The sequence below is a fragment of the Sinomonas sp. genome (assembly GCF_051955515.1).
GTDB lineage: Bacteria > Actinomycetota > Actinomycetes > Actinomycetales > Micrococcaceae > Sinomonas.
The window spans coordinates 1-4,059 of record NZ_JBQCGQ010000227.1 but is presented as its reverse complement, the minus strand read 5'-3'; the positions used below and the strand labels follow the sequence as shown (position 1 = coordinate 4,059).

Here is a 4,059-nt window from a genome sequence, read left to right as displayed (position 1 = left end):
CGACGCCTGAGGTCGATATCCCTTACCCGGCGTGCTGATGCTTCGCCCCATCGCAGCCCGGTGTAGCCCAGAAGCAGGATGAGGGTGCCGTGCTCGCCGCAGGCTTCGGCCAGACGGCTCAGCTCGTGGTGCGTGAGGTAGCGGTGCTCGCGGGAGACCTTGCGCGGCAAGCTCACGCCGCGTGCCGGATTGGAGGAGATGCGGCGGTCGCGGACGGCGACGTCAAGGACGGCGGCGAGGATCCCGTAGGCCCGATGAACCAGGGCAGGAGACTTGGGCCGGGTGCCCTCGGCCGTGCCGTTGGCCAAGGCGGACACCCACGCCTGCACCTCGCTGTGCCGGATGGTTCCGATGGCGACTTCACCCCACCGGGGCCTCACATGCAACCGCCACGCGGATTCCATTACCGCGACGGATGAAGGCTTGAGGTGCGTCTGGGTGGCGAACCACTCTGTGCCGAGCGTTCCTACTGTGACACGGCCGGAGCTCGAGTCGATGTAGTCGCCTGCCGCCTTCTTCAGTTCCACCGATGCCAGGTAGAGCTGGGCGTCTCGTTTCGTCCGGAACCCGCGCTTGGCGCCCTGACTGTGATCCGGCTTCCGGTAGCGCACCCGATACCGACGGCCCTTCGCGCTCTCGTATGGCTCGATGCTGCCCATGGAGACTCCTGTGACGGCGCTCACTGAAATTCCCCAGTTCTGCTCGCTGAAATTCCCCACCCTGGGTCGCTCCGTCGCATGAGGCGGGCCTCCCTCGATGCTGGTGGTCTCTGACCACACACCAGCTTCCGAGGGAGGCCCTCTTCTCATGCTTTCAGAGAGGAGCAGCGTGGATATCCACGCTTTGAAGCGGCAGGGGATGACGATCAGTGAGATCGCCCGCCGCACCGATCATGACCGCAAGACCATCCGCTCCTACTTGAACGGCGACCGCGCACCCGGGGTCCGTCGACGAGCCGAGCCTGACGGGTTCGAGCCGTTCGTGGACTATGTCCGTGCTCGGCTGGCCGAGGACCCGCATCTGTGGGCGGTGACGCTACGTGACGAGCTCGTGCCGCTGGGCTACTCGGGCTCGTATCCGACGCTGACGCGGCAGATCCGGGACCGTGGGCTGCGGCCTGCCTGCACCGCGTGCGCACACGTGACGAAACGGCCGAACGCGGTCATCGAGCACCCACCGGGCGAGGAGACGCAGTTCGACTGGCTCGAGCTGCCCGACCCGCCCGCCGGGTGGGGGTTCCCGCGCAAGAACGCGTATCTGCTGGTCGGGTCGCTCGCGCACTCCGGGGTCTGGCGGGCGGTGCTGTCCCCGTCGATGGACGTCCCTCACCTGCTGGCCGCGATGACCGCTCTCCTCGGCCTGCTGGGCGGGCTCACGAGGGTCTGGCGGTTCGACCGGATGGCGACCGTGCTCAACCCCGTGACCCGGGATCTCACGCCGATGTTCGCCGGGTTCGCGAAGCATCACGGTGTTCAGCCGGTCGTCTGCCGGCCGCGGTCGGGGAACCGGAAGGGCGTGGTCGAGAAGAACAACCACACCGCCGCGCAACGCTGGTGGCGCACCCTCCCGGATGGGCTCACGCTCGAGCAGGCGCAAGCGTCCCTCGACGCGTTCGCCCGAGGCCAGGACGACCGGCCACGGCGCACCGAGACGGGCAAGACCACCGCGAAAGCGATGTTCGCCGCGGAACGGCTCCAACCGTTGCCGCCGGTCGTGTTCCCCGTCGTGATCACCGAGGAGCGCACCGCGACGAGGCAGGCGCTGATCGACTGGCGCGGGAACCGGTACTCGGTCCCACCCGACCTCGCCGCCGCCAGAGTCGAGGTTCGGCAGCGGCTCGGCGCGGACACCATCGACATCGCCACCGCCTCCGGCACCGTCATCGCCCGACACCGGGTCGCCGAACCCGGGCTCGGGGTCACGATCCGCGACACCGGGCACGTCACCGCGCTCGAGGCCATCGCGATGGCCTCCGCCCCGCCCGGCCGCCCGCACCGGCGCAAGGAACGCATCCCACCCGGGGCGGCCGCACTGCACGCCGCCGCGGTCCTCACCGGCACCGCGGCACCCTCCTCCACCGTGATCGATCTGGCCGCTTACGAGCAGGCCGCGAAGAACAGGAACACCCTCCGATGACCACCACCACGCAGACCGCAGCGAGCACCTACCAGCAGCTGCGCCACCACCTCGCCGACCTGAAGCTCACCGACGCCGCCGACGCACTCCCGGCAGTGCTCGACCAGGCGCAGGCGGAGGGCTGGACCCTCACTACCGCGCTGGAACGACTCCTTCAGATCGAGGTCACCGCGACCGACGCGAGGCGTCTCGCGGGCAGGTTCCGGTTCGCGAACCTGCCCACCGGCGCCACCCTGGACGACTTCGACCAAGATTCCGCCAGCGGAATAGACCGCTCGCTGCTCGCCGAGTTGGGCACCTGCAGGTTCATCGACACCGCCACCAACGTGCTCCTGATCGGGCCGCCCGGAGTCGGCAAGACGCACATCGCGACCGGGCTCGGCCACACCGCGGTGAACGCCGGCTACCGCACCTACTTCACCTCGGCCGCGGACCTCGCCGCTCGCTGCCACCGCGCCGCGATCGAGGGGAAATGGGCGACCATGATGCGGTTCTTCGCCGGACCCACCCTGCTCATCATCGACGAGCTCGGCTACCTGCCGCTGCCCGGCGAAGCCGCGTCCGCACTGTTTCAGGTCATCAACCAGCGCTACCTGAAGACCTCGATCGTGATCACCACGAACCGGCCCGTCGGCGCCTGGGGGGAAGTCCTCGGCGACACCACCGTCGCCGCCGCGATGCTCGACCGGCTCCTGCACCGCTCCGTCGTCGTCACCCTCGACGGCGCCTCCTACCGACTCCGCAACCACGCAACCGCGGCCGACGAACTCCGCCGCGTCACAACCGGCACAAACCTACGCTAACCTGACCCCGCGACCTGAGGAACTTCGATGAGCAACTCTGGGGAAATTCGCTGAGCGCCGTCACCTGCCCTCACCGTTACTTCGCCGATGCGGTCAGTTCGCAACGGTCCCTCGCGCGCACTCGGTCGGCTGTGGAAGCGGAAGGCGCGTTGGGGGATCCGCATGGGCGCCGAACTTGACTAATGGCCGACTGTGGAATTCGGCGGTAAATGGCGGTCTCCTGTGATCGCTCAATGTCGCAGACAAAGGTGTGTCCGTCTTGGTTCGCATGGAATTCGGGACGCTTGGATTTCGAGACAGCTCGATCGCGATCGCCCCGTCCCTCTATCCGATTTGAGGTAGGGGCTGTCCCAGGCCAACCTGCCATTGGATGTGCAGGGAAAGTAGTGCTTCGTTCAGCTGTGACTTTGGCTCTGACTGTCCATTCGTCGTCATGGGTTCCAGGATCTGCCCGAGGCGCTCTAGCACTGAGCTAAGCGCGGCCAGCACCTCGATTAGCAGCGTCTCGATCAGCCGGCCGATTTCTGCATAAACGGAGCCATCCAGTTCGGCGTGGACACCCCACTCGTCAAGGGGGCGGCGCTTGAGCATCGCGTTTGTGATCGCCGTGGCTTGCCCGGTAGGGGGAATGATCCACGTTTCTTGGCGGCGACTCGAAACGTGGACTGCGACCGCGTCTAGGCCCTCGTCATGGATGCAGTTCCTGAGGAGGCGAAGTACCTCTATTGCTTGCGCGGGCTGTGCCGAATCGACGAAGAGTGCGGCCAGGACGCTGTCTTTCTTGGCGATAGCTTTTAGCCAGTCCTTCTTCTGCCAGCCGATGTTAGCGGGACTCACGTTTGTGACGAGCACCGCATCGGCCACCTTGGCCAGAGCATCCGATGCACTCATAAGAAACGTCAGAAGCGAGTCGACGGCTGTGAGCAGGTCCTCGGCTACGTCTTGATCCTGTGTTTGATTGATGAGGCGCCATATCCCGTCTCGCCTCTCAAGCACGCGAGCGAGCCGCCGCCGCGTGGCAAGTGCGAGCCGTTCCAAAACAGGCGTTCTCCTAGTCTGAGCCAACTGCATCGCCCTGGCCACGACGTTCGGAAGAGCGGGAGCGTAGATGGAACTGGCC

At 66.5% G+C, this 4,059-nt stretch carries 4 protein-coding genes; 2 read left to right on the top strand and 2 right to left on the bottom strand.

The features are described from left to right. Window positions 1–683: Arm DNA-binding domain-containing protein (locus ACTHL9_RS13335; protein WP_440519734.1), on the bottom strand; the 683-nt coding region annotated here is incomplete at its 3' end. A gap of 145 nt (window positions 684–828) precedes the next feature. Between ACTHL9_RS13335 and istA the strand changes: the two genes are divergently transcribed. Together istA and istB are read left to right on the top strand one after the other, a co-directional pair. Next, on the top strand, window positions 829–2,136 hold the full coding sequence (istA, locus tag ACTHL9_RS13330) for an IS21 family transposase (protein WP_440519733.1): 1,308 nt from the start codon (window positions 829–831) through the stop codon (window positions 2,134–2,136). Next, on the top strand, window positions 2,133–2,939 hold the full coding sequence (gene istB, locus ACTHL9_RS13325; RefSeq protein ID WP_440519732.1) for an IS21-like element helper ATPase IstB: 807 nt from the start codon (window positions 2,133–2,135) through the stop codon (window positions 2,937–2,939). The genes istA and istB overlap by 4 nt, the downstream gene beginning before the upstream one ends. Window positions 2,940–3,263: 324 nt before the next feature. Here istB and ACTHL9_RS13320 read toward each other — a convergent pair. Continuing rightward, window positions 3,264–4,059: hypothetical protein (locus ACTHL9_RS13320; protein WP_440519731.1), on the bottom strand; the 796-nt coding region annotated here is incomplete at its 5' end.

What these genes read in the sequence shown, in the direction of transcription:
- istB (WP_440519732.1), top strand. Translation starts at nt 2,133, where the DNA reads ATGACCACCACCACGCAGACCGCAGCGAGCACCTACCAGCAGCTGCGC.